Source organism: Pseudomonas sp. S3_G06, assembly GCF_054667565.1.
Genome location: NZ_CP162738.1, coordinates 5,658,015 through 5,681,075 on the forward strand (window position 1 = coordinate 5,658,015; position 23,061 = coordinate 5,681,075).

At 61.0% G+C, this 23,061-nt stretch carries 17 protein-coding genes and 2 pseudogenes; 13 read left to right on the forward strand and 6 right to left on the reverse strand.

Going from position 1 to position 23,061, the window contains the following annotated elements; genetic code table 11:
• Window positions 1–171: 171 nt before the first annotated feature.
• Window positions 172–1,199 (forward strand): annotated as a pseudogene (locus AB4N47_RS25260) (GlxA family transcriptional regulator).
• 12 nt (window positions 1,200–1,211) lie between these two features.
• On the opposite strand, the gene AB4N47_RS25265 reads toward AB4N47_RS25260, so the two are convergent.
• The 3 genes and pseudogenes from AB4N47_RS25265 to AB4N47_RS25275 all read right to left on the reverse strand — a co-directional run bounded on the left by AB4N47_RS25265 (window position 1,212) and on the right by AB4N47_RS25275 (window position 2,296).
• A complete protein-coding gene (locus AB4N47_RS25265; RefSeq protein WP_341638072.1) occupies window positions 1,212–1,628 on the reverse strand; it encodes a DUF3010 family protein in 417 nt (138 codons plus the stop codon).
• 28 nt (window positions 1,629–1,656) lie between these two features.
• A pseudogene (locus tag AB4N47_RS25270) lies at window positions 1,657–1,884 on the reverse strand (helix-turn-helix domain-containing protein); the annotation flags it as partial.
• A gap of 10 nt (window positions 1,885–1,894) precedes the next feature.
• Entirely contained in the window at window positions 1,895–2,296 is a 402-nt protein-coding gene (locus tag AB4N47_RS25275) for a lysozyme inhibitor LprI family protein (protein ID WP_341638071.1), read from the reverse strand.
• A 231-nt stretch (window positions 2,297–2,527) separates the two neighbouring features.
• Between AB4N47_RS25275 and AB4N47_RS25280 the strand changes: the two genes are divergently transcribed.
• The 6 genes from AB4N47_RS25280 (at window position 2,528) to etfB (ending at window position 10,253) form a co-directional block, all read left to right on the forward strand.
• Window positions 2,528–3,505, forward strand: a complete 978-nt coding sequence (locus AB4N47_RS25280; protein ID WP_007962626.1) for a dipeptidase — start codon at window positions 2,528–2,530, stop codon at window positions 3,503–3,505.
• Window positions 3,506–3,583: 78 nt separating this feature from the next.
• Window positions 3,584–4,114 (forward strand): DUF5943 domain-containing protein, encoded by a 531-nt coding sequence (locus AB4N47_RS25285; protein ID WP_341638070.1) that lies wholly within the window; start codon window positions 3,584–3,586, stop codon window positions 4,112–4,114.
• Window positions 4,115–4,129: 15 nt separating this feature from the next.
• Window positions 4,130–6,190: a dimethylglycine demethylation protein DgcA gene (dgcA, locus tag AB4N47_RS25290; RefSeq protein WP_024014595.1), complete on the forward strand. Its 2,061-nt coding sequence runs from the start codon at window positions 4,130–4,132 to the stop codon at window positions 6,188–6,190.
• Between the two features lie 113 nt (window positions 6,191–6,303).
• Complete coding sequence (dgcB, locus tag AB4N47_RS25295; protein ID WP_460154369.1) at window positions 6,304–8,253, forward strand: dimethylglycine demethylation protein DgcB; 1,950 nt, start codon at window positions 6,304–6,306, stop codon at window positions 8,251–8,253.
• A complete protein-coding gene (etfA, locus tag AB4N47_RS25300; protein WP_071173853.1) occupies window positions 8,253–9,473 on the forward strand; it encodes an electron transfer flavoprotein subunit alpha in 1,221 nt (406 codons plus the stop codon). The genes dgcB and etfA overlap by 1 nt, the downstream gene beginning before the upstream one ends.
• A gap of 9 nt (window positions 9,474–9,482) precedes the next feature.
• Window positions 9,483–10,253, forward strand: a complete 771-nt coding sequence (gene etfB, locus AB4N47_RS25305; RefSeq protein WP_341638067.1) for an electron transfer flavoprotein subunit beta — start codon at window positions 9,483–9,485, stop codon at window positions 10,251–10,253.
• An 875-nt stretch (window positions 10,254–11,128) separates the two neighbouring features.
• Here the strand turns inward: etfB and gbcA are convergent.
• Window positions 11,129–12,424 (reverse strand): glycine-betaine demethylase subunit GbcA, encoded by a 1,296-nt coding sequence (gene gbcA / locus AB4N47_RS25310; protein ID WP_016772823.1) that lies wholly within the window; start codon window positions 12,422–12,424, stop codon window positions 11,129–11,131.
• 296 nt (window positions 12,425–12,720) lie between these two features.
• On the opposite strand from gbcA, the gene gbcB reads away from it, so the two are divergent.
• Complete coding sequence (gene gbcB / locus AB4N47_RS25315; protein ID WP_016772824.1) at window positions 12,721–13,821, forward strand: glycine-betaine demethylase subunit GbcB; 1,101 nt, start codon at window positions 12,721–12,723, stop codon at window positions 13,819–13,821.
• A gap of 63 nt (window positions 13,822–13,884) precedes the next feature.
• Here the strand turns inward: gbcB and AB4N47_RS25320 are convergent, their stop codons facing one another.
• Complete coding sequence (locus tag AB4N47_RS25320; RefSeq protein WP_341638066.1) at window positions 13,885–14,418, reverse strand: REP-associated tyrosine transposase; 534 nt, start codon at window positions 14,416–14,418, stop codon at window positions 13,885–13,887.
• 599 nt (window positions 14,419–15,017) lie between these two features.
• On the reverse strand, window positions 15,018–16,058 hold the full coding sequence (locus AB4N47_RS25325; RefSeq protein ID WP_016772826.1) for a threonine aldolase family protein: 1,041 nt from the start codon (window positions 16,056–16,058) through the stop codon (window positions 15,018–15,020).
• A 126-nt stretch (window positions 16,059–16,184) separates the two neighbouring features.
• Between AB4N47_RS25325 and AB4N47_RS25330 the strand changes: the two genes are divergently transcribed.
• The 5 genes from AB4N47_RS25330 (at window position 16,185) to AB4N47_RS25350 (ending at window position 23,036) form a co-directional block, all read left to right on the forward strand.
• Window positions 16,185–16,895 (forward strand): TraX family protein, encoded by a 711-nt coding sequence (locus AB4N47_RS25330; protein ID WP_341638065.1) that lies wholly within the window; start codon window positions 16,185–16,187, stop codon window positions 16,893–16,895.
• 257 nt (window positions 16,896–17,152) lie between these two features.
• Window positions 17,153–18,406, forward strand: coding sequence for a serine hydroxymethyltransferase (glyA, locus tag AB4N47_RS25335; protein WP_024014589.1), 1,254 nt, complete (start codon window positions 17,153–17,155; stop codon window positions 18,404–18,406).
• A gap of 21 nt (window positions 18,407–18,427) precedes the next feature.
• Window positions 18,428–19,678: a sarcosine oxidase subunit beta gene (locus tag AB4N47_RS25340; RefSeq protein WP_460154370.1), complete on the forward strand. Its 1,251-nt coding sequence runs from the start codon at window positions 18,428–18,430 to the stop codon at window positions 19,676–19,678.
• 14 nt (window positions 19,679–19,692) lie between these two features.
• Entirely contained in the window at window positions 19,693–20,022 is a 330-nt protein-coding gene (locus AB4N47_RS25345; RefSeq protein ID WP_016772830.1) for a sarcosine oxidase subunit delta, read from the forward strand.
• On the forward strand, window positions 20,019–23,036 hold the full coding sequence (locus AB4N47_RS25350; RefSeq protein ID WP_341638064.1) for a sarcosine oxidase subunit alpha: 3,018 nt from the start codon (window positions 20,019–20,021) through the stop codon (window positions 23,034–23,036). Before AB4N47_RS25345 ends, AB4N47_RS25350 begins: the two co-directional genes overlap by 4 nt.
• Window positions 23,037–23,061 lie beyond the last annotated feature (25 nt).

Genomic DNA, 23,061 nt, shown 5'->3' on the forward strand with positions numbered 1-23,061 from the left:
GATTATTGTGGTTCCCGGCATCTGCGCGCCGGTGAAGCCAAGTTACGCAGCTATACGCCCGTGAAAGCGCACTGCGGCGACTGGCATTTGCACTGTAGCGACCTGCACGCTTGAACGCCGCCGATAATCGGCGTATCAACGAGCCACGCGACCCGCCAACCGAGTGCGCCCATGTCCCAGGATTTCTACTTTTTGCTGATGCCGGGGTTCTCCGCCATCGGCTTTATTTCCGCGATCGAACCGTTGCGCGTGGCCAACCGCTTTCGCGGCGAGTTGTACCGCTGGCATGTGCTCAGCGCCGATGGCGGCGCGGTACTGGCGAGCAACGGCATGTCGGTCAACGCCGATGCGGCACTGGAGCCGCTGAAGAAAGGCGCGACCTTGCTGGTGGTGGCCGGCTTCGAACCGCTGAAGTTCATCACGCCGACGCTGGAGCACTGGTTGCGCAGGCTGGACAAGGACGGCGTAACCCTCGGCGCCATCGACACCGGCAGCTTCGTCCTCGCCGAAGCGGGCCTGCTCGATGGCCATCGCCTGACCCTGCACTGGGAGGCGATCGATGCGTTCAAGGAGTCTTATCCACAGCTCAGCGTGACCCAGGAGCTGTTTGAGATCGACCGGCGGCGGATCACCTCGGCGGGAGGAACGGCCTCGATTGATCTGATGCTCGACCTGATCGCCCAGGCCCACGGCCCGCAACTGGCGATTCAGGTCAGCGAGCAGTTTGTGCTCGGGCGCATACGCCCGCGCAAGGATCACCAGCGCATGGAAGTCGCCACGCGCTACGGCATCAGCAACAAGAAACTGGTGCAGGTGATCGGCGAGATGGAGCAGCACAGCGAACCGCCGCTGACCACGCTGCAACTGGCGGAGTCGATCAAGGTGACCCGGCGGCAACTGGAGAGGTTATTCCGGCTGCACCTGAACGATACGCCGAGCAACTTCTATCTGCGGTTAAGGCTTGAGAAGGCCCGGCAATTGCTGCGCCAGACCGATATGAGCGTGCTCGAAGTCAGCATTGCCTGCGGTTTTGAATCACCGTCGTATTTCACCCGCAGTTACCGCGCGCGTTTCGCCCGCTGCCCCCGGGAAGACCGGCATACCGCACAGATCTGAGAGTCAAAAGATCGCAGCCTTCGGCAGCTCCTACAGGGAAATGCATTCCAAAGCAGGAGCTGCCGAAGGCTGCGATCTTTTGATCTTGCTCTTGGTTACTTCTTCACCAACGCTGAACACGCCGCCTTGTAAGCCTCATGCTGATATTTGTTCAACGTCCCCGGCAGTTCAAAGTTGTGCTTCTTGGCCTGGGCATTGATCGTCTGCGGCGACAGCAGCATCACCTCGCACCCATCAAGCAACTGAAACACGCCCTCGATCTTGAACGTCGTCGGCCCACCGGCAAACTCACCCTTCTTGCTGCGTTTCTTGATCGCAATCCGGTCCACCGAGTTCTCCCGCACAAACGACGCCACCTGCGCCGCAAACCGCCGCACATTCGCCGCCTCGTCATCGTCGTCCAGAGCAATCTTTTTCGTGGCGAGTGGGACGTGGCTCAAGGTCGAACCGTCGAGCGCAGCCACGGCGATGATCGCTTCGCTGCCTTTGATTTCGATGCCGCAGATGTTCATGGGAATTCCTTTGAATAAAGAGGGCAGCCTACAGCTCAAGCTGACTGGCTGTGATGCCGAACGCGGCGGCGATTTTCTCGCGGGTGGCCTTGCGGGGTTTGGCGACTGTTTCCTGCTGGGCAAACGCCGGTTGCGAGATGCCCATGCGCTTGGCCACTTCTTCCTGAGTCAGGTTGAGATATTCGCGCCAGGCGCGGATCGGTGTTGCGCCATCAACCATATGGCTGACCACTTCATGAGGAATCATTGATTTATCCTTTGTATGTTTATTCCTGCCCGATCGACTCCAAAAACTCCGACCGTTCATCACTCATCCGCGCGACACAATCATTCTGCGCAATGGTGAACGCCTTGCTCCCCGCCGTTGCCGGGAACGCTTCCACCGCGCAATCCGCATCCCGCGTCTTCAACCACTGCTGCTGGGCGGTTTTCAGTTTGGCGGTGATGTCGGCCAGTTGCGTCGGGTTCTTGCCGTAGGCGGCCTGCATGCGTTCGTTGAGGCTGGCGTAGTTATCTTTGAGCAGGTCTTCGGCGGTGCTCCGGCTGTAGGCGGAGCATTCCAGGGTCTGGATGTCGTTTTCCACCGCATCGCACGGGTTGTTCTCGGATTCTTCGGCGGCGTGGACGCCGGTCGCAATCAGTGCCAGGGCGAGGAAGATCGATTTCATTGGGGTCGCTCTAATCCATTGGTAGGTGCAGGCTGCGGCAGATTCTGGCGCAAGCGCGCGGGCTTGAACAGCCAGCCGAGGAGGGCGGCCGACGACCCTTTGTCGCGGATTGACGCTTTCGGCAATTCCCCTGTCGTTTTTGCACCCGGTCGCCCCGGCACCGAGGCATATGCTGGCCCCAAAGCGCCGGCAGACGATTCGGCGCATGAATCGCCAATAAGGGGACGCCTGATGAGCCCAGCCGAATTACACGCCGACAGCATCGTTATCGACGGTCTGATCATTGCCAAATGGAACCGCGAGCTGTTCGAAGACATGCGCAAGGGCGGTCTGACGGCAGCCAACTGCACTGTGTCGGTGTGGGAAGGCTTTCAGGCGACCGTGAACAACATCGCTGCCAGCCAGAAACTGATCCGCGAAAACAGCGACCTGGTGATGCCGGTGCGCACCACCGCCGACATCCGCCGCGCCAAGGAGCAGGGCAAGACCGGCATCCTCTTCGGCTTCCAGAATGCTCACGCTTTCGAAGACCAGATCGGCTATGTCGAGGTGTTCAAGCAGCTCGGCGTTGGCATCGTGCAGATGTGCTACAACACCCAGAATCTGGTCGGCACCGGTTGCTACGAGCGTGACGGCGGCCTGTCGGGTTTTGGTCGCGAGATTGTCGCCGAGATGAACCGCGTCGGCGTCATGTGCGACCTGTCCCACGTCGGTTCCAAGACATCTGAAGAAGTCATTCTCGAATCGAAAAAACCGGTCTGCTACTCGCACTGCCTGCCGTCGGGTCTCAAAGAGCATCCGCGCAACAAGTCCGATGCAGAGCTGAAGTTCATTGCCGACCACGGCGGTTTCGTCGGCGTGACCATGTTCGCGCCGTTCCTCGCCAAGGGCATCGATTCGACCATCGACGATTACGCCGAAGCGATCGAATACACCATGAACATCGTTGGCGAAGACGCCATCGGTATCGGCACCGATTTCACTCAGGGTCACGGCCAGGACTTCTTCGAATACCTGACCCACGACAAGGGCTACGCCCGCCGCCTGACCAGCTTCGGCAAGATCATCAACCCGCTGGGCATCCGCACCGTCGGCGAATTCCCCAACCTCACTGAAACCCTGCTCAAGCGCGGCCATTCCGAGCGCGTGGTGCGCAAGATCATGGGCGAGAACTGGGTCAACGTCTTGAAAGATGTCTGGGGCGAATAAGCCGCCGCACTTCTGAATCCTTTCCCCCGGCCATCCGCGCCGGGGGCAACACACAAAATTTTCTGGAGTTAAGTTTCCATGGCCAAGATCGCCCCGCAATTGCCTATCGAAGTCGACAGCGAGACCGGTGTCTGGACCTCCGACGCCCTGCCAATGCTGTATGTGCCGCGTCACTTTTTCGTCAACAACCACATGGGCATCGAGGAAGTGCTCGGCGCTGAAGCCTATGCCGAGATCCTCTACAAGGCCGGCTACAAATCCGCCTGGCACTGGTGTGAAAAGGAAGCCGAATGCCACGGCCTGGAGGGCGTCGCGGTGTTCGAGCACTACATGAAGCGCCTGTCGCAGCGCGGCTGGGGCCTGTTCAAGATCCAGGACATCGACCTCGACAAAGGCACCGCCAGCGTCAAGCTCGAGCACTCGGCATTCGTCTATGTCTACGGCAAGGTCGGGCGCAAGGTTGATTACATGTTCACCGGCTGGTTCGCCGGCGCCATGGACCAGATTCTCGAAGCCGGTGGCAGCAAGATCCGTACTGTGGCCGAACAAGTCTACGGAGGCTCCGAAGAGGGCCACGATGACGGCTTGTTCATCGTCAAGCCGTTGTAAGCCGAGGACCGTGCCATGGCTTTCGAAGCAATGTTCCAGCCGATCCAGATCGGCAAACTGACCATCCGCAACCGCGTGCTCAGCACCGCGCACGCCGAGGTCTACGCGACTGACGGTGGCATGACCACCGACCGCTACGTCAAGTATTACGAAGAGAAAGCCAAGGGCGGTATCGGCCTGGCCATCTGCGGCGGTTCGTCCGTCGTGGCGATCGACAGCCCGCAGGAATGGTGGAGTTCGGTCAATCTGTCCACCGACCGGATCATTCCGCACTTCCAGAATCTGGCCGACGCCATGCACAAGCATGGCGCCAAGATCATGATCCAGATTACCCACATGGGTCGTCGCTCGCGCTGGGACGGTTTCAACTGGCCGACCTTGATGTCGCCCTCGGGCATCCGTGAACCGGTGCACCGCGCCACTTGCAAAACCATCGAGCCGGAAGAGATCTGGCGGGTGATCGGCAACTACGCCCAGGCTGCGCGCCGGGCCAAGGCTGGTGGCCTCGATGGCGTCGAACTGTCGGCCGTGCACCAGCACATGATCGACCAGTTCTGGAGCCCGCGCGTCAACAAACGCACCGATGAATGGGGCGGCACCTTCGAAGGGCGGATGAAGTTCGGCCTGGAAGTCCTGAAAGCTGTGCGCGCCGAGGTCGGTGACGACTTCTGCGTGGGCATGCGCCTGTGCGGTGACGAGTTCCACCCGGACGGCTTGTCCCACGAGGACATGAAGCAGATCGCCAAGTATTACGACGACACCGGCATGCTCGATTTCATCGGCGTGGTCGGCTCGGGTTGCGATACCCACAACACCCTGGCCAACGTTATTCCGAACATGAGTTATCCACCGGAGCCGTTCCTGCACCTGGCTGCCGGGATCAAGGAAGTGGTCAAGGTGCCGGTGTTGCACGCGCAGAATATCAAGGACCCGAACCAGGCCACGCGCATTCTTGAGGGCGGTTACGTCGACATGGTCGGCATGACCCGCGCGCACATCGCCGACCCGCACCTGATCGCCAAGATCAAGATGGGCCAGATCGACCAGATCAAACAGTGCGTCGGCGCCAACTATTGCATCGACCGCCAGTATCAAGGCCTCGACGTGCTGTGCATCCAGAACGCCGCGACCTCCCGTGAATACATGGGCGTGCCACACATCATCGAGAAATCCACCGGGCCGAAACGCAAAGTGGTGATCGTCGGTGCCGGCCCGGCCGGGATGGAAGCAGCACGCGTGGCTGCCGAGCGTGGCCACGATGTCACGCTGTTCGAGAAAAAAGACTTCATCGGCGGGCAGATCACCACCGCATCGAAAGCACCGCAGCGTGACCAGATCGCCGGCATCACCCGCTGGTTCCAGCTGGAACTGGCGCGGCTGAAAGTCGATCTGCGCCTGGGCACGGCGGCGGATGCCGACACCATCATGGACCTGCGTCCGGATGTCGTGGTGCTGGCGGTTGGCGGTCATCCGTACCTTGAGCAGAACGAGCACTGGGGCGCGGCCGAAGGGCTGGTAGTCAGCAGTTGGGACGTGCTCGACGGCAAGGTTGCGCCGGGCAAGAACGTGCTGGTCTACGACACCATTTGCGAGTTCACCGGCATGTCGGTCGCCGACTTCCTCGCCGACAAGGGCAGCCAGGTCGAGATCGTCACCGACGACATCAAACCGGGCGTGGCCATCGGCGGCACGTCGTTCCCGACCTACTACCGCAGCATGTACCCGAAAGAAGTGATCATGACCGGCGACATGATGCTGGAAAAGGTCTACCGCGAGGGCGACAAGCTGATCGCAGTGCTCGAGAACGAATACACCGGCGCGAAAGAGGAACGGGTGGTCGATCAGGTGGTCGTCGAAAACGGCGTGCGCCCGGACGAGGAAATCTACTACGCCCTCAAGGACGGCTCGCGCAACAAGGGCCAGATCGACGTCGAAGCGCTGTTCGCGATCCAGCCGCAACCTTCGCTGAGCGAAGCGGGCGACGGCTACTTGCTGTTCCGCATCGGCGACTGTGTGGCGCAGCGTAATACCCATGCCGCCATTTACGACGCACTTCGGCTCTGTAAGGATTTTTGACGGCTCAGCTGCAAGCCACAAGCTGCAAGCTGCAAGTAAAAGCACAGCCGATCCATGCTGCTCTTTCTTGCCGCTTGTAGCTTGCAGCTTGCCGCTCGCCAGAGGTGACTCTGATGTTGAACACCCTTCTTCCAATCCTGTTGTTCGCCGCTCTGGGCCTTGCGGTCCTCGGCGCGTTGCGGCGGATGAACATGTGGCGCCGGGGGCGGGCGGCGAAGGTCGATCTGCTCGGCGGTCTGCTGGCCATGCCCAAGCGCTACATGGTCGACCTGCACCACGTTGTGGCGCGGGACAAATACATTGCCAACACCCACGTCGCCACGGCGGGCGGTGCGGTGGCGTCGATCGTGCTGGCCATTCTTGTGCACGGTTTTGGCCTGCATAACCGCATCCTCGGCTACGCCTTGCTGCTGATGTCGGCGGTGATGTTCGTCGGCGCGATCTTCATGTACCTGCGCCGGGTCAATCCGCCTGCACGTCTGTCGAAAGGCCCGTGGATGCGCCTGCCGAAAAGCCTGCTGGCGTTCTCCGCGTCGTTTTTTCTGGTGACTCTGCCTGTGGCGGGAATCCTGCCGGAAAACTTCGGCGGTTGGGTGCTCGCCGCCATTCTCGGTGTTGGCGTGCTGTGGGGTGTGTCGGAACTGTTCTTCGGCATGACCTGGGGCGGGCCGATGAAACACGCCTTTGCCGGTGCCCTGCATCTGGCTTGGCACCGCCGTCCGGAACGCTTTGGTGGTGGGCGCTCGACCGGTTTGAAACCGCTGGACCTGAACAATCCCGATGCGCCGCTGGGCGTGGAAAAACCCAAGGATTTCACCTGGAACCAGTTGCTCGGTTTCGACGCCTGCGTGCAGTGCGGCAAGTGCGAAGCAGCGTGCCCGGCCTTCGCCGCCGGCCAGCCGCTGAACCCGAAAAAACTGATTCAGGACATGGTCGTCGGCCTCGCCGGCGGCACTGACGCGAAGTTCGCCGGCAGTCCTTATCCGGGCAAACCGATTGGCGAACATGGCGGCAATCCGCACCAACCGATTGTCAACGGTCTGGTCGACGCCGAAACCCTGTGGTCTTGCACCACCTGCCGTGCCTGCGTCGAGGAATGCCCGATGATGATCGAGCACGTCGATGCGATCGTCGACATGCGCCGTCACCTGACCCTGGAAAAAGGCGCGACGCCGAACAAGGGCGCCGAAGTCCTCGAAAACCTCATCGCCACCGATAACCCCGGCGGGTTTGCCCCGGGCGGGCGGATGAACTGGGCGGCGGATCTGAACCTGAATCTGCTCAGCGAAAAGAAATCCACCGACGTGCTGTTCTGGGTCGGCGACGGCGCCTTCGACATGCGCAACCAGCGCACCCTGCGCGCGTTCGTCAAAGTGCTGAAAGCGGCCAACATCGACTTCGCCGTACTCGGTCTTGAGGAACGCGACAGCGGCGATGTGGCCCGCCGTCTCGGCGACGAAGCAACGTTCCAGCAGCTCGCCAAGCGCAACATCCAGACGTTGGCCAAATACAGCTTCAACCGCATTGTCACCTGCGATCCGCACAGTTTCCATGTGCTGAAAAACGAGTACGGCGCCTTCGACGGCAACTATCTGGTGCAGCACCACAGCACCTACATGGCCGAGATCATTCAGGCCGGCGCGCTCAACCTCGGTCAGCACAAAGGCAACAGCGTGACCTATCACGATCCGTGCTACCTGGGCCGCTACAACGGCGAGTACGAAGCGCCGCGTGAAGTGCTGCGAGCCCTCGGCATTGAAGTCAAAGAGATGCAACGGTCCGGCTTCCGCTCACGCTGCTGCGGCGGTGGTGGCGGCGCGCCGATCACTGACATTCCGGGCAAGCAACGCATCCCCGACATGCGCATGGAAGACATCCGCGAAACCGGCGCCGAACTGGTGGCGGTGGGTTGTCCACAGTGCACGGCGATGCTCGAAGGTGTGGTCGAACCGCGTCCGCTGATCAAGGACATCGCCGAACTGGTGGCCGACGCGTTGCTCGAGGACGCCGCGCCAAGCAAGCCTGCCAGCCCGGCCAAACGTGAACCTGCGGAGGTGCACTGATGAGCGACATTATCCGCCGCGACCCGCGCGCCGAATGGATTGCGCGTAACCGTCTGCATCCGCTGCACGCGGCGATGCAACCGGCGCAACACAGCTGGATGGGTCCCAACGGCGTCATCCGCAAGAATCTGCACGGCATGGGTTTTATCGGCCCCAACGGCATCAAACGGATCGACCGCAGCGGCGCGCAGCAGGGCGGGGCGGTCAAACGTTCCGCTGCTGTTGAAGTGCAGTTGCCGCTGCATCAGGTACCGGCTCCGGCGTTCTACATCAGCGTGGTGCCGGATATGGTCGGCGGTCGCCTGAGCAGCCACGACCGCGATTTGCTCGGCCTCGCTCACCAACTGGCCGGCAGCGACGGTGCGGTGCTTGCTGTGGTGTTCGGCGAACACAAGGAAAGCGCTTTCGAAACCGCGGGCGTTGATCGCTTGCTGGTGCTGGAAGGCGAGGAATTCAGCGGTTATGCACCGGAACAACGGGTGCAGGGTTTGCGCGCTGTGGATAACCAATTCAACCCGCGTCACTGGTTGCTGCCGGACAGCCGCAGCGGTGGCGGCGAACTCGGTCGGCGCTTTGCTGCTGCACTGGGCGAGCGCCCGGCCACGCGGGTCTGGCAGGTCAAGGATCAGGAGTGCATCGGCCGCGCCGGGGCCGGATTGCAAGACCTGGCGCGTCCAGTGGCGCGGTTGATTCTCGCCGCTGCCGAATGCGCAGAACCGGTCAGCGAAACCCGTCACGAAGCGTTGCCAGTGGAGTTATCCACAAGCGTCGCGCGCAGCTTGTCGCGCATCGAAGATCTCGGCGCAGTGGCGGTAGATCCGGCGGCGATTCCGATGGCCGAAGCGGAATTCATTTTCTCCGGCGGCAACGGGGTCAAGGATTGGCAGCTGTTTCACGAAACAGCGGCGGCCCTCGGCGCCACCGAAGGCGCTTCGCGGGTTGCGGTGGACGACGGCTTCATGGCGCGGGATCGCCAGGTTGGCGCGTCCGGCACCTGGGTCACTGCGCGGGTCTATGTGGCTGTGGGTATCTCTGGCGCGATTCAGCACCTGCAAGGCATTGGCGCTTGCGACAAGGTTGTAGCGATCAACCTTGATCCGGGTTGCGACATGATCAAGCGTGCTGACCTTTCGGTGATCGGCGAAAGCGCAGAGATTCTGCAAGCGTTGATCGAAGCGGTCGCGGCTTACCGCAACGAAGCCAAGCGCGATGCGGCTTAAGGAAACCCTATGAACACGAACGTTATCAGTCTGGTTTCAATCGGCGCTCACCCGACTTCGGGTCGGCCACGGCGCGCCGATCAGGATGCACGCGCGGTGGAACTGGGCCTGCAACTGGCTGGGGATAACCTGCAAGTGCTGCACGCCGGTGATGTTGCCGAACCGGCCCTGCGTGCCTATCTGGGCATGGGCCTGGAACAGCTGCATGTGCTGGAACAACCCGCTGGCGCCGATGCCTTGCCGGCGCTGACCGCGTACCTGCGCGATGCCGGTGCGCAGGTGGTGCTGACCGGTAGCCAGGCGGAAACCGGCGAAGGTTCAGGAATGTTGCCGTTCCTGCTGGCGGAAAGTCTGGGCTGGCCGCTGGTGGTGGGCCTGGCGCAGGTCGAATCAATCAATGACGGGTCGGCGCTGGTCCTGCAAGCGTTGCCGCGCGGGCAGCGACGCCGCTTGAAGGTGAAACTGCCGTTTCTGGCGACCGTGGATAACGCCGCCCCGAAGCCTCGGCAGAGCGCGTATGGCCCGGCAAGACGGGGGGAATTGGCCGCCGATGACGTTGAAGTGGTGGAGGACCAATTGTTGGCCGCGGCCACGCTGCAGCCGGCCAAGCCACGGCCCAAGCGCTTGAAAGTGATCAAGGCCAAGAGCGGTGCCGACCGGATGAAGGCCGCGACGGCCAAGGCCAGTGGCGGTGGGGGGCAGGTGCTCAAGGGCGTTACCGCGCAGGCTGGGGCGGAGGCGATTCTGAAGTTGCTGATTGAAGAAGGCGTTGTCCGCTAGTCACCCTCTTCCAGGCATGGAATAACCACTGTGGGAGCGAGCCTGCTCGCGAAAGCGGAGTGTCAGCCGACACATGCATCGACTGACCCGACGCTTTCGCGAGCAGGCTCGCTCCCACATTGGTATTCATTCACAGTCAATCTTTACTGTTTACCCACAATCCCTGTTGGCGAAGCTGTGGATAACGTGTTCGCCCTTGCTCGCATCCCGCGCCATTCCAGCCTTTCAGCCATAAGATCAAAAAACGATCAGGGTAACTCACGGATTTCTCGGGCTTTTCCCTCGGTATAAATCGACAAGTTGCCCCCAATCTCTGTTGGCGCTTCTGTGGATAAGATGTTCGCTCTCAGCTGTAGGCCATATGGATCAGGGCTTACATCGGTTTGATCAATTATTGATCAAATGTGATCCCCGGGCGCCGAGAGCTGTTAAGACGAACGGGTTTTCCCCAGTCATAGGTGTTTTCCACAGAAGAGTGAAAGTTGTCCCCGATCTCTGTTGGCGCTTCTGTGGATAACGTGTTCGCTACCCGCTGGAGGCCTTTGAAACCGTGGTCTGCATGGCGTTGATCAAAAACCGATCGATCGTTTTCAGAAACTGTGATTCAGAATAAGTCACGGTTTTTCTTTGCGAATCAGCAAGATATTTTTTGACTCATCCACAGTTACCCCCATTTGCTGTGGGCGGGTATGTGGATAACTTGTTTGCGGAAGGCTGGAGGGCTTGAGGGGTATGGGGGCGGGGGTGATTGGTCGGAAATTGATCAGCTGAAAGATGTAGCGTGGGTCAGGACGCCTTCGCGAGCAGGCTCGCTCCCACAGGGGAATGCATTCCACCTGTAGGAGCTGCCGCAGGCTGCGATCTTTTGTTCTTGATCAGCCCTGGACCGGTACACCTTTGAGGTAAGGCGCAGGCTCTGCCCCGAGGTTGTTCAACATCCGCTCGCTGTACCAATCGACGAAGTTGACCACGCCGAATTCATAGGTCTTCGAGTAAGGCCCCGGCTGGTAAGCGGTGGAGTTGATCCCGCGCTGGTTTTCCTCAGCCAGACGGCGGTCCTGATCGTTGGTCGCGTCCCACACCTGGCGCATGCGCTCGACGTCGTAATCGACACCTTCCACCGCATCCTTGTGCACCAGCCACTTGGTGGTGACCATGGTTTCCTGGGCGCTGATCGGCCACACGGTGAAGACGATGATGTGATCGCCCATGCAGTGGTTCCACGAATGCGGCAGGTGCAGGATGCGCATCGAGCCCAGGTCCGGGTTCTTGATGCGGCCCATCAGTTTCGCGCAGCCTTGCTTGCCGTCGAGGGTCATCGACACGGTGCCCTTGAGCAGCGGCATGCGGACTATACGGTTGCGCAAGCCGAAACTGGCGTGGGCGTAAGGGATCTTTTCCGCTTCCCAGGCAGCGGCGGAGGCGGCGACGTGATCCTTGAAGGCCTGATCGGCGCGCGGGTCGGTGACGTCGTCCCACTCCAGCAGGGTTTTCAACAGTTCCGGGTGCGACGCGTTGCAGTGGTAGCACTCGCGGTTGTTTTCCAGCACCAGTTTCCAGTTGGCCTTTTCCATCAAGGTGGTGGTGATCGCCACCTTGGTGTTCTCCATGTCGTACGGTTCCATGTAATGGTTGAGCGTCGACAGGAAGTCATCAATGGCCGGCGGGTTCTCCGCCAGGCTGATGAAGATGTAGCCGCCAGCGGTTTTCACGTTCACCGGTTTCAGGCCGTACTGCTTCATGTCGAAGTCGGCGCCCATCTCGGTGCCGGCGAACAACAGGCGACCGTCCAGTTCGTAAGTCCACTGGTGGTAATGGCAGACCAGTTTGGCGACTTTGCCTTTTTCACTGGTGCACAGGCGCGAGCCACGGTGGCGGCAGACATTGTGGAACGCGTGCACCACGCCCTCGGCGCCACGAATGACGATGATCGGGTTCTTGCCGACCTGCAGGGTCAGGTAGTTGCCCTTGGCCGGGATCTCGCAGGTCATGCCGGCGATCAACCATTCCTTCTGGAAGATCTCCTGCATATCGATATCGAACAGGCGCTCGTCGCTGTAGAACGGCTGTGGCAGCGAAAAAGTGCGCTCGCGCTCCTGGAGCATTTGTGCGGTGGCCTTGCGTGCGGGTTCCAGCGGATCGCCCAGGCTGATTTTTGCGGTGACGTCCATCGATGTAATCCTCATGGCCCTCTGCGTGGCCGGCGAAAGTGGCTGATCAGGTGTGCTGCAAAACGGTTGCTACGCAAGGTGTAAAGAAGTCGTCTTGTGTTGGGGCGAGTGTGGGGCCGGCGCTGGGGGGAACCTTATCCATGCGCGACATGGCGCAATCTGTTCCCGACGCGCAAGGCCCGGTGTTCAAGGGCTGGTCGCGATAAGTATGTCAATGTCGCGGATAGGTAAACGCGCGGTCTGCGCTATACGCAGAATCGCCGACAAGAGGCCGACAGTCGGCCGTGGAGAACAGCATGTCCAACAGCTTCCTGAATCCGGTCACCACCCAGACCTGGGCCAATGGCCGACACATTGTCCGTTGCGTCAAAGTCATCCAGGAAACCTGGGATGTGCGCACTTTCTGCTTTATGGCCGACCAGCCGATCCTGTTCTTCTTCAAGCCGGGGCAGTTCGTCACCCTGGAGCTGGAAATCGAAGGCCAGCCGATCATGCGCTCGTACACCATTTCCAGCTCGCCGTCGGTGCCGTACAGCTTTTCGGTGACGATCAAACGCGTGCCGGGCGGCAAGGTCTCCAACTGGTTGCACGACACTTTGCATGAGGGGCAAGAACTGGCGGTGCACGGCCCGGTCGGGCTGTTCAACGCGATCGACTTCCCGAGCCCGAAGGTTCTGTATTTGAGCGGCGGCGTCGGCATCACGCCGTGCATGTCGATGGCGCGCTGGTTCTACGACACCAACGCTAACGTCGACATGACGTTCGTGCACAGCGCGCGGTCGCCGAAAGACATCATTTACCACCGCGAGCTTGAGCACATGGCGTCGCGGATCGACAACTTCAGCCTGCACCTGATCTGCGAAAAACACGGCCTCGGTGAGCCATGGGCCGGTTATCGCGGTTACCTGAACCACAAGATGCTCGAACTGATGGTTCCGGACTTCCTCGAACGCGAAGTGTTCTGCTGCGGCCCGACGCCGTACATGACTGCGGTCAAACGCTTGCTGGAAGCGGCCGGCTACGACATGTCGCGCTACCACGAAGAATCCTTCGGCGCCACGCCACCCGAGGCCCGCGCCGACGCGGTGGAACAGGCCGAACAAGCCGCCGATGCGCCGGAAATCGACGCCGCGGATCTGCATCAGGTTGAATTCACCGCGTCCGGCAAGAGCATCCGCGTCGGCCCGGGCGAAACCGTCCACGCGGCAGCCGCCAAACTCGGCCTGATGATCCCGAAAGCCTGCGGCATGGGCATTTGCGGGACATGCAAGGTGATGAAACTGGGCGGCGAAGTGGAGATGGAGCACAACGGCGGGATTACCGAGGATGACGAGGCCGAAGGGTTTATCCTGTCGTGCTGCAGCGTGCCGAAGGGGGATGTGCGGATTGAGTTCTGAGGCTTTTATGATCGTTCCCACGCTCCGCGTGGGAATGCCGCCCGGGACGCTCCGCGTCCCATTTCAATACCAGCGCTGAATCTCGATCATACCCTCGATTCCCGCGTAGTCCCTGGCACTCGAATAACGCCAATGCTCCGGTAAATCCACATATCCGCGTTTCACCGGGTTGTTGTGGATGTATTCAAGTTTCTGGCGCATCACCGATTCGCTGTAGACCATTTCCGCGTGCGCGCCTTCTTGCCACAGTTGATACACCCGGTCCTGCTTATGCGCGCGTTTGCTGAAGCGCAGACGCTGCAAGGCTTTGTCGGCGCCTTTTGTTTGCAAGTCATTGATGATTTGTCGCGCGGTGAAGGACTTGAACTGGCTGAGGCATTTGCTCAGATCGGGTGCTTGGGCGACGAAGTGCAGGTGGTTTTCCAGAATCACGTAGCCGTATAGCTTTAAGTCATGATGAGCCTGTTGATATCGCCAGCAGTTGAGCAGGTGCTCAACGATGTACGGGCGAATGAATAACGGCAACCACTCCATTACGGTGCAGGTGAGGAAATGCGGTTTGTCGCTTTCGGTAATCGTATAGCGGTTGCGGCCCATGGGATTCGATCCTTGAATCTTGCGGTGCGAATGAGATGGAACGCGGAGCGTCCCGGGATGCGTTCCCACGCGGAGCGTGGGAACGATCAGGGTGAGGCCGGAGTAGGGAACGTGCTAGAAGAGACGTCTGCAACTACAGTGGGAAAAGTCATTCCCGACCTAAGATCGTTCCCACGCTCCGCGTGGGAATGCAGCCACTGACGCTCCGCGTCATAGCGGTTTTCAGCCTGTCGCCAAGGGTGAAGCTGGAACGCGGAGCGTCCCTGGAGGCATTCCCACGCGGAGCGTGGGAACGATCAGGGGGGGCAGATGTGGAGATAAAGATCGTTCCCACGCTCTGCGTCATAGCGGTCTTGACCGTGTCGATAATGGTGAGGCTGGAACGCGGAGCGTCCCTGGAGGCGTTACCACGCGGAGCGTGGGAACGATCAGGGTGGGCAGATGTGGAAATAAAGATCGTTCCCATGCTCTGCGTGGGAATGCAGCCACTGACGCTCCGCGTCATAGCGGTTTTCAGCCTGTCGCCAAGGGTGAAGCTGGAACGCGGAGCGTCCCGGGAGACATTCCTTTGCTGCGCGTGGGAATGATCATGGGCGGGATCAGGCCGACATGACCTCGCGAATATCCCGCGCCAGTTCGCGCACGCGTTCTTCTTCGGTGTCCCAGGAGCACATGAAGCGTGCGCCGCCCTTGCCGATGAAGGTGTAGAAGCGCCAGTTCTTTGCAGTCAGCGCGGCGATGGCCGGCTCGGACAGTTGCAGGAACACGCCGTTGGCCTGCACCGGGAACATCAGTTCGACGCCGGGGATGTCGCTGACCAGTTCTGCCAGCAGTTGCGCGCAGTGGTTGGCGTGGCGGGCGTATTTGAGCCAGGCGTCGTTTTCCAGAATGCCGACCCACGGTGCCGACAGAAAGCGCATCTTCGACGCCAGTTGCCCGGCCTGCTTGCAGCGGTAGTCGAAGTCTTCGGCCAGTTTGTGGTTGAAGAACAGGATCGCTTCACCCACCGCCATGCCGTTCTTGGTGCCGCCAAAGCACAGCACGTCGACGCCGGCTTTCCAGGTCAGATCGGCGGGCGAGCAGCCGAGGAATGCGCAGGCGTTGGAAAACCGCGCGCCGTCCATGTGCAGGTGCAGGCCCAGCTCCTTGCAGGTTGCGCTGATGGCGCGGACTTCTTCCGGGGTATAAACGCTGCCGACTTCAGTGGCTTGAGTCAGGGTCACCACGCGCGGTTTCGGGTAGTGGATGTCCTGGCGCTTGAGCGCGACTTCGCGGATCGATTGCGGGGTGATCTTGCCGTTTTCAGTGCCGGCGATCAGCAGCTTCGAGCCGTTGGAGAAGAATTCTGGAGCGCCGCATTCGTCGGTTTCGACGTGGGCGGTTTCCGAGCAGATCACGCTGTGGTAACTCTGGCACAGCGACGACAGTGCCAGCGAGTTGGCGGCGGTGCCGTTGAAGGCGAAGAACACTTCGCAGTCGGTTTCGAACAGTTTGCGGAAATGATCGGCCGCGCGGGCGGTCCATTCATCGTCGCCGTAAGCGCGCTGGTGGCCGTGGTTGGCCTGTTCCATGGCGGCCCAGGCTTCCGGGCAGATACCGGAATAGTTGTCGCTGGCGAATTGTTGGCTCTTGTCGGTCATGGCCGGCTTCCGTAATCGAGACTCTTGTGAAGGCTCGTGGTCAATGAGGATGCGCACTTTACCGAAGATCTTCCGGGGAGCACACGTGATGTCGGGTGCAGAAAATTACCAGTTTATGGGTCGATTATGCACCTGAGCCAACGCGACGGTGCCCTGGATCTGCTCAAGTGGCTGGCGTTGCTGAGCATGTTGCTCGATCACCTGCGATATGTCGGCTTCTCCGTCGATTGGTTGTATGTGCCGGGTCGTCTGGCGTTTCCATGGTTTTGCCTGGCGATGGCGGCGAATCTGGCACGAGACGGTTCGCGCAAAATGGAATGGCGCTATCTGGGCTGGCTGTTGCTGTTCAGCGCCATCAGCGAAATCCCTTATCGCTTTTATATCCCCGACCCTGACACCTTCAACGTGATGCCGACGCTGGCGCTGGGCCTGTTGGTGGCGCGTGGCTGGCAGGACTCAGCGTCAATGCCACGGTTGCTCGCATTGGCCGCGCTGGTGGTTGCGGCGGTTTTTTCAGATCGACTGATGTTCGGTTTCTTCGGCGTATTGTTGCCGCTGGCGATGCTGCTGGTGTTCCGCCGATCCTGGTATTTCAGCCTGTTGCCGGGGCTGGTGTGTCTGGCGGCGAACCAATGGCAGGTGCTGCTCGAATCGGCGCGTTTCGGCAACAGCGTGGCGATGCTTGGGCTGGCGACGTGTGTGTTTGCGCCGATGCTTGGAATGTTCTTGTTGCGACATGGGCGACATGTCCGGCCACCACCGATGCGGCGCTGGGCATATGCGCTGTATCCCGCGCATTTCCTCCTGCTGCTTGCCATCCGCCAAATCATCGCCTGACCCCTGTAGGAGCTGCCGAAGGCTGCGATCCTTTGATCTTCAAAGTCAAAGTCAAAAGATCGCAGCCTTCGGCAGCTCCTACAGGGGGAGTGCATTCTTCGGGTCATTTCCAGCCATGTCGTAAACGCACCTTTGCGTGGCGTCCGCAGGCATTTGAGCTGTCTGTGCCGGTCATACCATCGCATCAAAGGGCACTGCCATCATTGCCAGTGCCTTACCGAGACGAATGGCGCACAGATGCCGCTGGGAGAGACGCGATGTTCAGCAAGCAAGACCAGATCCAGGGTTACGACGATGCACTGCTGGCGGCGATGAATGCCGAGGAGCAACGTCAGGAAGATCACATCGAGCTGATCGCGTCGGAGAACTACACCAGCAAGCGCGTCATGCAGGCGCAGGGCAGCGGCCTGACCAACAAATACGCCGAAGGCTATCCGGGCAAGCGCTACTACGGTGGCTGCGAGCATGTGGACAAGGTCGAAGCGCTGGCCATCGAACGCGCCAAGCAACTGTTCGGTGCCGACTATGCCAACGTCCAGCCGCACTCCGGCTCCTCGGCCAACAGCGCCGTGTACCTGGCGTTGATCCAGCCGGGCGACACCATTCTCGGCATGAGCCTGGCCCACGGCGGTCACCTGACCCACGGCGCGAAAGTGTCGTCCTCGGGCAAGCTCTACAACGCTGTGCAGTACGGCATCAACACCGACACCGGGCTGATCGACTACGACGAAGTCGAGCGTCTGGCCGTCGAGTGCAAACCGAAAATGATCGTTGCCGGTTTCTCGGCTTACTCGAAGACTCTGGACTTTCCGCGCTTCCGTCAGATCGCCGACAAGGTCGGCGCGCTGCTGTTCGTCGACATGGCCCACGTCGCCGGTCTGGTCGCTGCCGGCCTGTACCCGAACCCGCTGCCGTACGCCGATGTGGTCACCACCACCACGCACAAGACCCTGCGCGGTCCGCGTGGCGGGCTGATCCTGGCCAAGTCCAACGAAGAGATCGAGAAGAAGCTCAACGCCGCCGTGTTCCCCGGTGCCCAGGGCGGTCCGCTGATGCACGTCATCGCCGGTAAGGCGGTGTGCTTCAAGGAAGCACTGGAGCCTGGCTTCAAGGCTTACCAACAACAAGTGATCGACAACGCCCAGGCGATGGCCAGCGTGTTCATCAAGCGTGGCTACGATGTGGTCTCCGGCGGCACCGACAACCATCTGTTTCTGGTCAGCCTGATCCGTCAGGGCCTGACCGGCAAGGACGCCGACGCCGCGCTGGGCCGTGCCCACATCACGGTGAACAAGAATGCCGTGCCGAACGATCCGCAGTCGCCGTTCGTGACCTCGGGCCTGCGCATCGGCACCCCGGCGGTGACCACGCGCGGCTTCAAGGTCAGCCAGTGCGAAACCCTCGCCGGCTGGATCTGCGACATCCTCGACAACCTCGGCGACGCCGATGTCGAGGCCAATGTCGCCCAGCAGGTCTCGGCCCTGTGCGCAGACTTCCCGGTTTATCGCTGAGTCGGTTTTGGAGTAATGACTATGCAACGCTATTCCGGCTTCGGCCTGTTCAAACACTCGCTCAGCCACCACGAAAACTGGCAGCGCATGTGGCGCACGCCCACCCCGAAAAAAGTCTACGACGTGGTCATCGTCGGCGGCGGCGGGCACGGCCTGGCGACGGCCTACTATCTGGCCAAGGAGCACGGCATCACCAATGTCGCCGTGGTCGAGAAAGGCTGGCTCGGCGGCGGTAATACCGCGCGCAACACCACCATCGTGCGTTCCAACTACCTGTGGGACGAGTCGGCGCACCTCTACGAACACGCGATGAAACTGTGGGAAGGCCTGTCGCAGGATCTCAACTACAACGTGATGTTCTCCCAGCGTGGCGTCTACAACCTGTGCCACACCCAGCAGGACATCCGTGATTCGGAGCGTCGGGTCAGCGCCAACCGCCTCAACGGCGTCGACGGCGAACTGCTCGACGCCAAGCAGGTTGCGGACGAAATTCCGTACCTGGACTGCTCGAAAAACACCCGCTACCCGATCATGGGCGCAACCGTGCAGCGTCGCGGCGGTGTCGCCCGTCACGATGCCGTGGCGTGGGGCTTTGCCCGTGCCGCCGATGCCTTGGGCGTGGACTTGATCCAGCAGACCGAAGTGATCGGTTTCCGCAAGGAAAATGGCGTGTGCATCGGCGTCGAAACCAACAAGGGTTTCATCGGCGCCAAGCGCGTCGGCGTGGTGACGGCCGGTAATTCCGGACACATGGCCAAGCTTGCCGGTTTCCGCCTGCCGATCGAATCCCACCCGCTGCAGGCGCTGGTGTCCGAGCCGATCAAGCCGATTATCGACAGCGTGATCATGTCCAACGCCGTACACGGTTACATCAGCCAGTCCGACAAGGGCGACCTGGTGATCGGCGCCGGTATCGACGGCTACAACGGCTACGGCCAGCGTGGTTCGTACCCGGTGATCGAGCACACCATCCAGGCCATCGTCGAGATGTTCCCGGTGCTCTCGCGGGTACGCATGAACCGCCAGTGGGGCGGCATCGTCGACACCACCCCGGACGCTTGCCCGATCATTTCCAAGACGCCGGTACCGAACATGTTCTTCAACTGCGGTTGGGGCACCGGTGGCTTCAAGGCCACACCGGGTTCGGGCAACGTGTTTGCCGCGAGTCTGGCCAAGGGTGAAATGCATCCATTGGCTGCACCTTTCTCCATCGACCGTTTCCACAACGGTGCGTTGATCGATGAACACGGCGCTGCTGCGGTTGCCCACTAACAGGAGAAATCCCCATGTTGCATATCTTCTGTCCTCACTGCGGCGAACTGCGCTCTGAAGAGGAATTCCACGCATCCGGTCAGGCGCACATCCCGCGTCCGCTGGATCCGAACGCCTGCACCGATGAAGAGTGGGGCGACTACATGTTCTTTCGCGATAACCCGCGCGGTCTGCACCACGAGTTGTGGGACCACGTTGCCGGTTGCCGCCAGTACTTCAACGTCACTCGCGATACCGTGACCTACGAGATTCTCGAGAGCTACAAGATCGGCGAGAAGCCGCAATTCACCGACAAGGCTGGCACTGCGAAAACAGCCACGACGGCGCTGGGAGAGAAGGTATGAGCCAGACCAATCGCCTGTCCAACGGTGGACGGATCGACCGCAACAAAGTGCTGAGCTTCACCTTCAACGGCCAGACCTACAAAGGCTATGAAGGTGACTCGCTGGCCGCTGCCCTGATCGCCAACGGCGTCGACATCATCGGCCGCAGCTTCAAGTATTCGCGCCCTCGCGGCATCTTCGCCGCCGGTTCCGAAGAGCCGAACGCGGTGTTGCAGATCGGTGCCACCGAAGCCACGCAGATTCCCAACGTGCGTGCCACGCAACAGGCGTTGTATCAGGGCCTGGTCGCTACCAGCACCAATGGCTGGCCGAGCGTCAACAACGACATGATGGGGATTCTCGGCAAGGTCGGCGGCAAGCTGATGCCGCCGGGTTTCTACTACAAAACCTTCATGTACCCGCAATCGTTCTGGATGACTTACGAGAAGTACATCCGCAAGGCTGCCGGCCTCGGCCGTTCGCCGACCGAGAACGATCCGGACACCTACGACTACATGAACCAGCACTGCGACGTGCTGATCGTCGGTGCCGGCCCGGCCGGTCTCGCCGCAGCCCTGGCCGCTGCGCGCAGCGGTGCCCGCGTGATTCTGGCCGATGAGCAGGAAGAGTTCGGCGGCAGCCTGCTTGATTCCCGCGAAAGCCTCGACGGCAAACCGGCGATGGAATGGGTCGCCAGCGTCATCGCTGAATTGAAGAACACCCCGGACGTGCTGCTGTTGCCGCGCGCCACGGTCAACGGTTACCACGACCACAACTTCCTGACTATTCACGAACGCCTCACCGATCACCTCGGTGACCGCGCGCCGATCGGTCAGGTGCGTCAGCGCATCCACCGTGTCCGCGCCAAGCGCGTGGTGCTGGCGACCGGCGCCCACGAGCGTCCGCTGGTCTACGGCAACAACGACGTGCCGGGCAACATGCTCGCTGGCGCGGTGTCGACTTACGTACGTCGCTATGGCGTGGCGCCAGGCAAGAAGCTGGTGCTCTCGACCAACAACGATCACGCCTATCGTGTCGCTCTGGATTGGCTCGATGCCAGTCTGCAAGTGGTAGCGATCGCTGATGCACGCAGCAATCCGCGCGGTGCATTGGTCGAAGAAGCGCGCGCCAAAGGCATTCGCATCCTCACCGGCAGCGCGGTCATTGAAGTGCGTGGCAGCAAGCGAGTGACCGCTGCACGCGTCGCCGCGATTGACGTAAAGGCCCACGCCGTGAGCAGTCCGGGCGAATGGCTCGACTGCGACCTGGTGGCCAGCTCCGGCGGTTACAGCCCGGTGGTTCACCTGGCTTCGCACCTCGGTGGCAAACCAGTGTGGCGTGAAGACATTCTTGGTTTCGTACCGGGCGAAGCACCGCAGAAGCGCGTGTGCGTCGGTGGCATCAATGGCGTCTACGCGCTGGGCGATTCGCTGGCCGACGGTTTTGAAGGTGGCGTGCGCGCTGCTGCCGAGGCCGGTTTCCAGACCGTTGAAGGCGTGTTGCCGAAAGCCTTGAGCCGTCTCGAAGAGCCGACCCTGGCGCTGTTCCAGGTGCCGCACGAGAAGAGCTCGGCGCGTGCACCGAAGCAATTCGTCGACTTCCAGAACGATGTCACCGCCGGTGGCATCGAACTGGCGACCCGCGAAGGTTTCGAGTCGGTCGAGCACGTCAAACGCTATACCGCGCTGGGCTTCGGCACCGATCAGGGCAAGCTCGGCAACGTCAACGGTCTGGCCATTGCCGCCCGTTCGCTGAACGTCACCATCCCGCAGATGGGCACCACCATGTTCCGTCCGAACTACACGCCGGTGACCTTCGGCGCCGTGGCCGGTCGGCATTGCGGGCACATTTTCGAACCGGTGCGCTACACCGCGCTGCATGCCTGGCATGTGAAGAACGGCGCCGAGTTTGAAGACGTCGGTCAGTGGAAGCGTCCATGGTACTTCCCGAAAAACGGTGAAGACCTGCACGCGGCGGTCAAGCGCGAATGCAAAGCCGTGCGCGACAGCGTTGGCCTGCTCGATGCTTCGACCCTCGGCAAGATCGACATTCAAGGCCCGGATGCCCGCGAGTTCCTCAACCGCGTGTACACCAACGCCTGGACCAAGCTCGACGTGGGCAAGGCTCGCTACGGTCTGATGTGCAAGGAAGACGGCATGGTCTTCGACGACGGGGTGACCGCGTGTCTGGCCGACAACCATTTCGTCATGACCACCACCACCGGCGGCGCCGCGCGCGTACTGCAGTGGCTGGAGCTGTACCACCAGACCGAATGGCCGGACCTGAAGGTGTACTTCACGTCGGTCACCGACCACTGGGCGACCATGACCCTGTCCGGGCCGAACAGCCGCAAGCTGCTCAGCGCCGTGACTGACATCGATCTGAGCAACGAAGCGTTCCCGTTCATGACCTGGAAAGAAGGTCTGGTCGGCGATGTGCCGGCGCGGGTGTTCCGTATCTCGTTCACCGGTGAGCTGTCGTACGAAGTCAACGTGCAGGCCGACTACGCGATGGGCGTGCTGGAGAAAATCGTCGATGCCGGCAAGCAGTACAACCTGACGCCGTACGGCACCGAAACCATGCACGTGCTGCGGGCGGAGAAGGGCTTCATCATCGTCGGCCAGGACACCGACGGCTCGATGACCCCGGACGACCTGAACATGGGCTGGTGTGTCGGTCGCACCAAACCGTTCTCGTGGATCGGCCAGCGCGGCATGAACCGTGAAGATTGCGTGAAAGATCAGCGCAAACAATTGGTGGGTCTCAAGCCGATCGATCCGACCAAATGGCTGCCGGAAGGCGCGCAACTGGTGTTCAACACCAAGCAGGCGATCCCGATGACCATGGTCGGCCACGTGACCTCCAGCTACGCGCACAACTCCCTCGGTTATTCGTTTGCCATGGGTGTGGTCAAGGGCGGTCTCAAGCGCATGGGCGAGCGGGTGTTCGCACCGCTGGCAGATGGCAGCGTGATCGAGGCGGAAATCGTTTCTTCGGTGTTCTTCGATCCGAAGGGTGAGCGGCAGAACATCTGACAACCTCGTGAGCGGTGGGCGGGCG

What these genes read in the sequence shown, in the direction of transcription:
- AB4N47_RS25285 (WP_341638070.1), top strand. Translation starts at nt 3,584, where the DNA reads ATGGCCAAGATCGCCCCGCAATTGCCTATCGAAGTCGACAGCGAGACC.
- gbcA (WP_016772823.1), bottom strand. Translation starts at nt 12,424, where the DNA reads ATGGACGTCACCGCAAAAATCAGCCTGGGCGATCCGCTGGAACCCGCA.
- gbcB (WP_016772824.1), top strand. Translation starts at nt 12,721, where the DNA reads ATGTCCAACAGCTTCCTGAATCCGGTCACCACCCAGACCTGGGCCAAT.
- AB4N47_RS25265 (WP_341638072.1), bottom strand. Translation starts at nt 1,628, where the DNA reads ATGAACATCTGCGGCATCGAAATCAAAGGCAGCGAAGCGATCATCGCC.
- AB4N47_RS25345 (WP_016772830.1), top strand. Translation starts at nt 19,693, where the DNA reads ATGTTGCATATCTTCTGTCCTCACTGCGGCGAACTGCGCTCTGAAGAG.
- etfA (WP_071173853.1), top strand. Translation starts at nt 8,253, where the DNA reads ATGAGCGACATTATCCGCCGCGACCCGCGCGCCGAATGGATTGCGCGT.
- AB4N47_RS25350 (WP_341638064.1), top strand. Translation starts at nt 20,019, where the DNA reads ATGAGCCAGACCAATCGCCTGTCCAACGGTGGACGGATCGACCGCAAC.
- dgcA (WP_024014595.1), top strand. Translation starts at nt 4,130, where the DNA reads ATGGCTTTCGAAGCAATGTTCCAGCCGATCCAGATCGGCAAACTGACC.
- AB4N47_RS25320 (WP_341638066.1), bottom strand. Translation starts at nt 14,418, where the DNA reads ATGGGCCGCAACCGCTATACGATTACCGAAAGCGACAAACCGCATTTC.
- dgcB (WP_460154369.1), top strand. Translation starts at nt 6,304, where the DNA reads ATGTTGAACACCCTTCTTCCAATCCTGTTGTTCGCCGCTCTGGGCCTT.
- etfB (WP_341638067.1), top strand. Translation starts at nt 9,483, where the DNA reads ATGAACACGAACGTTATCAGTCTGGTTTCAATCGGCGCTCACCCGACT.
- AB4N47_RS25275 (WP_341638071.1), bottom strand. Translation starts at nt 2,296, where the DNA reads ATGAAATCGATCTTCCTCGCCCTGGCACTGATTGCGACCGGCGTCCAC.
- AB4N47_RS25340 (WP_460154370.1), top strand. Translation starts at nt 18,428, where the DNA reads ATGCAACGCTATTCCGGCTTCGGCCTGTTCAAACACTCGCTCAGCCAC.
- glyA (WP_024014589.1), top strand. Translation starts at nt 17,153, where the DNA reads ATGTTCAGCAAGCAAGACCAGATCCAGGGTTACGACGATGCACTGCTG.
- AB4N47_RS25330 (WP_341638065.1), top strand. Translation starts at nt 16,185, where the DNA reads ATGCACCTGAGCCAACGCGACGGTGCCCTGGATCTGCTCAAGTGGCTG.
- AB4N47_RS25325 (WP_016772826.1), bottom strand. Translation starts at nt 16,058, where the DNA reads ATGACCGACAAGAGCCAACAATTCGCCAGCGACAACTATTCCGGTATC.
- AB4N47_RS25280 (WP_007962626.1), top strand. Translation starts at nt 2,528, where the DNA reads ATGAGCCCAGCCGAATTACACGCCGACAGCATCGTTATCGACGGTCTG.